The organism is Photorhabdus viridis, from assembly GCF_040256935.1.
Lineage (GTDB): Bacteria > Pseudomonadota > Gammaproteobacteria > Enterobacterales > Enterobacteriaceae > Photorhabdus > Photorhabdus viridis.
In genome coordinates, this window is the sequence record NZ_JBEJZY010000002.1 from 154,095 (window position 1) to 160,659 (window position 6,565).

Annotated in this window: 4 protein-coding genes; all 4 read left to right on the forward strand. The window is 46.2% G+C overall.

Annotation, left to right across the window (positions count from 1 at the left end; genetic code table 11):
* The first annotated feature begins 412 nt into the window (after nt 1-412).
* Genes dnaA through gyrB form a run of 4 tightly spaced genes read left to right on the forward strand, consistent with a single transcriptional unit; the run spans nt 413 to nt 6,453 of the window.
* The gene (gene dnaA / locus ABR397_RS01655) at nt 413-1,801 is read left to right on the forward strand and encodes a chromosomal replication initiator protein DnaA (protein WP_036845344.1); all 1,389 of its coding nucleotides are present in this window, start codon (nt 413-415) and stop codon (nt 1,799-1,801) included.
* Nucleotides 1,802-1,805: 4 nt separating this feature from the next.
* Nucleotides 1,806-2,906 carry a DNA polymerase III subunit beta gene (dnaN, locus tag ABR397_RS01660; RefSeq protein WP_350304184.1) on the forward strand — a complete coding sequence of 367 codons (1,101 nt, stop codon included), beginning with the start codon at nt 1,806-1,808 and terminating at the stop codon, nt 2,904-2,906.
* 21 nt (nt 2,907-2,927) lie between these two features.
* The gene (recF, locus tag ABR397_RS01665) at nt 2,928-4,019 is read left to right on the forward strand and encodes a DNA replication/repair protein RecF (protein ID WP_350304185.1); all 1,092 of its coding nucleotides are present in this window, start codon (nt 2,928-2,930) and stop codon (nt 4,017-4,019) included.
* Between the two features lie 19 nt (nt 4,020-4,038).
* Entirely contained in the window at nt 4,039-6,453 is a 2,415-nt protein-coding gene (gene gyrB, locus ABR397_RS01670) for a DNA topoisomerase (ATP-hydrolyzing) subunit B (protein WP_350304186.1), read from the forward strand.
* The last annotated feature ends 112 nt before the right edge of the window (nt 6,454-6,565 follow it).

Consider the following 6,565-nt stretch of genomic DNA (forward strand, 5'->3'; position numbering starts at 1 on the left):
TACCCGGCAAAAAACCCCTAGCATTGCACGCAGGGTGCAATATTATACGGACTGTTGAGCAAAGCGCAATGATCACCCGCTGATCTTCGTTTTCTATTATGATCATAGGCCCGGTTTTCTTAAAGCACCTTTTACAGCCCTTTATTTCACAGGCAATTTTAACCTGTGGATAAAAAGCGCTTAAACTGTGTAAAAGAATGAAGATCTATATCGTCTTTTGCGCTATGATCCCAAGTCATGATCTGGATCTTATCTGCGGATCGTGGGTGAGCGATGACATTAAAAATCGCCATAAACATGACAATTGATCCTTCCTTGCCCTGAAGGAATCGTTGTTTTGTACCCAATATTAATGAGCTAACCACTCCGATTTCTTTAATTGTTAATTGGCCTTGTTTTAGGGGAGTCCGCCGTGTCACTTTCGCTTTGGCAGCAATGTCTTGCCCGATTGCAGGATGAATTACCTGCCACAGAATTCAGTATGTGGATACGCCCCCTTCAGGCAGAGCTAAGTGGTAACACTCTGGCGCTTTATGCCCCAAATCGGTTTGTTCTGGATTGGGTAAGAGAAAAGTATATCAACAATATCAATGGATTGCTGAATGACTTTTGTGGGGCAGAAGTACCGTTATTACGTTTCGAAGTTGGCAATAAACCTGTTTCCCAAAACGACAGCCCACCACAGAGGGTTGTTGCTCATACACCGGTTACACCTGCACCACAGAACGCATCAGTACGTCCCAGTTGGGATAACACTGCGGTACAACCAGAGCTGTCTTATCGCTCTAATGTTAATCCCAAACATACCTTTGATAACTTTGTTGAAGGTAAATCCAACCAACTTGCCCGCGCTGCCGCAAGACAGGTAGCCGATAACCCCGGAGGCGCCTACAATCCACTATTCCTTTATGGCGGTACAGGTTTGGGTAAAACCCACTTATTACATGCCGTAGGTAACAGTATTATGGCGCGTAAGGCCAACGCCAAGGTGGTTTATATGCATTCTGAACGTTTTGTTCAGGATATGGTCAAAGCATTACAAAACAATGCAATAGAAGAGTTCAAACGCTATTACCGCTCTGTCGATGCATTACTAATCGATGATATTCAGTTTTTTGCCAATAAAGAGCGCTCTCAAGAAGAGTTCTTTCATACGTTCAACGCACTACTGGAAGGTAATCAACAGATTATCCTGACATCAGATCGCTACCCAAAAGAGATTAATGGGGTAGAAGATCGGTTAAAATCCCGTTTTGGCTGGGGGCTAACCGTTGCTATTGAACCACCGGAACTGGAAACTCGTGTCGCTATTTTGATGAAAAAAGCGGACGAAAACGAAATCCAGTTGCCAGGAGAAGTCGCTTTCTTTATCGCCAAACGCCTGCGTTCTAATGTCCGCGAGCTTGAAGGCGCATTGAACAGGGTAATAGCGAATGCCAATTTTACCGGCCGGGCGATTACTATTGATTTTGTACGTGAAGCATTACGTGACTTGTTAGCACTGCAAGAAAAACTGGTTACCATTGATAATATTCAGAAAACAGTCGCTGAGTATTATAAAATCAAGGTGGCCGATTTGCTTTCCAAACGGCGCTCCCGTTCCGTTGCCCGACCAAGGCAAATGGCAATGGCGCTGGCAAAAGAGTTAACCAATCACAGCTTGCCTGAAATCGGGGATGCCTTTGGTGGACGTGACCATACAACCGTGCTGCACGCTTGTCGTAAAATCGAGCAACTGCGCGAAGAAAGTCATGACATCAAAGAGGATTTTTCTAACTTAATCAGAACATTGTCTTCCTAGCGCTATGAAATTTATCATCGAACGTGAGCAATTGTTAAAACCACTGCAACAAGTCAGCAGCCCACTAGGTGGGCGCCCTACTCTGCCGATTCTGGGTAATTTATTACTACAGGTCACAGAAGGCTCTCTATTGTTGACCGGCACAGATTTAGAAATGGAAATGATGGCGCGTGTCGCGCTTTCATTGCCACACGAAGAAGGTGCAACCACTGTACCAGCACGTAAATTCTTTGATATCTGGCGTGGTTTGCCGGATGGTGCTGAAATCAGTGTGGAACTGGATGGAGACCGCCTGCTGGTACGCTCCGGCCGTAGCCGTTTTTCGCTTTCTACATTGCCCGCTGCTGATTTTCCAAATCTTGATGACTGGCAAAGTGAAGTGGAATTTTCGCTGCCACAAGCCACACTGAAACGTCTTATTGAATCGACACAATTCTCAATGGCTCATCAGGATGTCCGCTATTACCTCAACGGTATGTTGTTTGAAACCGAAGGCGAAGAATTGCGGACAGTGGCAACGGATGGTCACCGTCTGGCAGTCTGCTCTATGGGAATTGGTCAAAATCTACCTTCCCATTCGGTGATCGTGCCACGTAAAGGCGTTATCGAACTGATGAGATTGCTGGATGGCGGCGATACGCCGTTACAGTTACAAATCGGCAGTAACAATATTCGTGCCCACGTTGGCGACTTTATTTTCACCTCTAAACTGGTAGATGGGCGTTTCCCTGATTATCGCCGCGTATTACCGAAGAGCCCGGATAAAACCTTGGAAGCCAGTTGCGATATGTTGAAACAGGCTTTTTCACGCGCGGCAATCCTCTCTAATGAGAAATTCCGCGGAGTTCGCCTCTATTTTAGTGAGAACCAGCTAAAAATCACAGCAAATAACCCTGAACAGGAAGAAGCCGAAGAGATTGTCGATGTCAGCTATCAAGGTACTGAAATGGAAATAGGCTTTAATGTCAGTTATGTTCTGGACGTACTCAACACATTAAGATGTGAAGAGGTTCGTTTACTGCTGACCGACGCTATTTCCAGTGTTCAGATAGAAGACTGCGCCAGCCGCAATGCGGCTTATGTCGTGATGCCAATGCGCCTGTAACAGGATCTACATTTCAGGTATATGACTCTTACGCGTTTACTTATCCGCGATTTTCGTAATATCGCCGCCGCAGATTTGCCTCTGGCTACCGGATTTAATTTTCTGGTTGGCTCTAATGGCAGCGGCAAAACCAGTGTACTGGAAGCGATTTATACTCTGGGTCACGGACGCTCTTTCCGCAGCATTCAGGCTGGGCGGGTTATCCGCCATAACTGTGATGAATTTATTTTACATGGACGACTAGGACAACAGAAGAATGAGCGGGAACTGTCTATCGGTCTGAGCAAAAACCGTCATGGCGATAGCAAAGTCAGAATTGATGGCAATGATGGCCGTAAAATTTCAGAGCTAGCCAAGATGCTGCCTATGCAGCTTATTACCCCAGAAGGATTCACCCTGTTAAATGGCGGGCCAAAATATCGCCGAGCCTTTATTGATTGGGGTTGTTTCCACAATGAGCCACGTTTTTTTTCTGCATGGGTCAACTTGAAACGACTGCTTAAACAACGCAATGCAGCACTACGACAAGTTACCCGCTACAGCCAGATACGGCCCTGGGATCAAGAATTTGCCCCCTTGGCTAATCAGATAAACCAGTGGCGAGCTGAATATGTTACAAACATCACTCAAGATATTGCTGATACCTGTAAACAGTTCTTACCCGAATTTATATTGAATTTCTCTTTTCAACAGGGATGGGACAAAGAGAGTGATTATGCTGAATTGCTGGAACGCCAGTTTGAGCGTGACAGAGCGTTAACCTACACGGCTTCTGGCCCGCATAAGGCAGATCTGCGCATCCGTGCAGAAGGAACGCCAGTAGAAGATATGCTATCCCGCGGTCAATTAAAATTGTTGATGTGTGCACTGCGGCTAGCACAGGGTGAATATTTCACCCGACAGAGCGGACAACAATGTCTGTATCTGCTTGATGATTTTGCCTCCGAACTGGATGCCGGCCGCCGTCAGTTATTGGCCGAACGTCTAAAATCCACGCAAGCCCAGGTCTTCGTCAGTGCGATAAGTCCCGGTCAGGTAACAGATATGCTTGATGGAAATAGCAGGATGTTTCGCGTGGAAAATGGCAAAATAGAGGTTCAACCACAGAATTAAAGATGAGCGAGAAACGTTGATGTCGAATACATATGACTCCTCAAGTATCAAGGTATTAAAAGGGCTGGATGCGGTTCGTAAACGTCCGGGCATGTATATCGGTGATACAGACGATGGTACCGGCTTACACCACATGGTCTTCGAGGTTGTCGACAACGCTATCGACGAAGCCCTCGCAGGCCACTGTAGTGAAGTTATCGTCACTATCCATGCCGATAACTCTGTCTCTGTACAGGATGATGGCCGCGGTATTCCTACCGGTATACACGAAGAAGAAGGTGTTTCAGCAGCTGAAGTTATTATGACTGTGCTGCATGCGGGGGGTAAATTCGACGATAACTCTTATAAAGTTTCCGGCGGCCTGCACGGTGTAGGGGTTTCTGTTGTTAACGCCTTGTCTGAAAAGCTGGAACTGATTATCCGCCGCGACGGCAAAGTTCATGAGCAGACTTATCACCTTGGTGTGCCGCAAAGCCCACTAAAAGTTGTTGGTGAAACCGAACAGACAGGTACCCGTGTTCGCTTCTGGCCAAGCATGGATACTTTCCGTGACAACACTGAATTCCAGCACGACATTCTGGCTAAACGTCTGCGTGAATTGTCCTTTCTGAACTCAGGTGTATCTATCCGCCTGCTTGATAAACGCACCAATATTGAAGACCATTTCCATTATGAAGGTGGTATTAAGGCGTTTGTCGAATTCTTAAATAAAAACAAAACACCAATCCATCCCAATGTTTTCTATTTCTCTACAGAAAAAGATGGCATCGGTGTTGAAGTCGCATTGCAATGGAACGATGGTTTCCAGGAAAATATTTACTGCTTTACCAACAACATCCCGCAACGTGACGGCGGTACTCACTTAGTTGGTTTCCGTACCGCGATGACTCGTACCCTCAACAGCTATATGGACAAAGAAGGGTACAACAAGAAATCCAAAGTCAGCGCCACCGGTGATGATGCCCGTGAAGGCCTGGTCGCCGTTATTTCCGTTAAAGTACCTGATCCAAAATTCTCTTCTCAGACCAAAGACAAACTGGTTTCTTCCGAGGTGAAAACGGCGGTTGAAACACTAATGAACGAGAAGCTGGTGGAATACCTGCTGGAAAACCCGAATGACGCTAAAACCGTCGTCGGGAAAATTATCGACGCTGCCCGCGCCCGTGAAGCCGCCCGTAAAGCACGCGAAATGACACGCCGCAAAGGGGCTCTTGATCTGGCGGGTCTGCCCGGTAAACTAGCAGATTGCCAGGAGCGTGATCCGGCACTGTCCGAACTCTACTTAGTGGAAGGGGACTCTGCGGGAGGTTCCGCAAAACAGGGGCGTAATCGTAAAAATCAGGCAATTTTGCCACTGAAAGGTAAAATCCTGAACGTTGAGAAAGCGCGTTTCGACAAAATGCTCTCTTCTCAGGAAGTCGCAACCCTGATCACTGCGTTGGGCTGCGGTATTGGCCGTGACGAATACAACCCGGATAAGCTGCGTTATCACAGTATTATTATCATGACAGATGCGGATGTTGACGGTTCTCATATCCGTACTCTGTTGTTGACTTTCTTCTATCGTCAAATGCCGGAAATCATTGAACGTGGTCATGTATTTATTGCGCAACCGCCACTGTATAAAGTGAAAAAAGGCAAACAAGAACAATACATTAAAGATGATGAAGCGATGGATGAATACCAACTGTCCATTGCATTGGATGGCGCATCACTTTACACCAGCAAACACGCACCCGCCCTGAAAGGGGAACCACTGGAAAAACTGGTGACAGAATTCAATAGCGTGCAGAAAATCATCAAACGTATGGAGCGCCTGTACCCACTAAGTCTGTTGAACAATCTTATTTATCATCCAAAGCTAACTGAAGAAGAGCTGTCTGATAAAGCCAAAGTTGAAGAATGGATTAAAACGCTGGTTACTCGTCTGAATGACCGTGAACAAAACAGTAGCAGCTACAGCTATCGCCTCCATGAAAATCGTGAGCGCCAAATGTATGAACCCATTCTGTGTGTTCGTACACATGGTGTTGATACTGACTATCTACTGGACTTCGATTTTGTCCACGGTGGTGAATATCACCGTATTACCCAATTGGGCGACAAACTTGCCAATTTGATCGAAGAAGACGCCTATATTGAACGTGGTGAACGCCGCCAAACTGTCTCTGATTTTGAGCAGGCTCTGAACTGGCTGACCAAAGAGTCACGTCGTGGCCTGTCCATACAGCGTTACAAAGGTCTGGGAGAAATGAACCCTGAGCAGTTATGGGAAACAACCATGAACCCAGAAACCCGCCGTATGATGCGTGTGACAGTAAAAGATGCTATTGCCACTGATCAACTGTTCACAACCCTAATGGGTGATGCAGTTGAACCTCGCCGTGCATTTATTGAAGAGAATGCCCTGAAAGCGGCCAATATTGATATCTAATTAACCTGAGGTTTGCTTAAGAAGGGAACTAAGTGCCTGAGGCACGATCAAAGTTTTTGTCAAAGAAAACAAAATCGTGGAGATCCTCAGGCATGTTTAATTTAGAAGAACT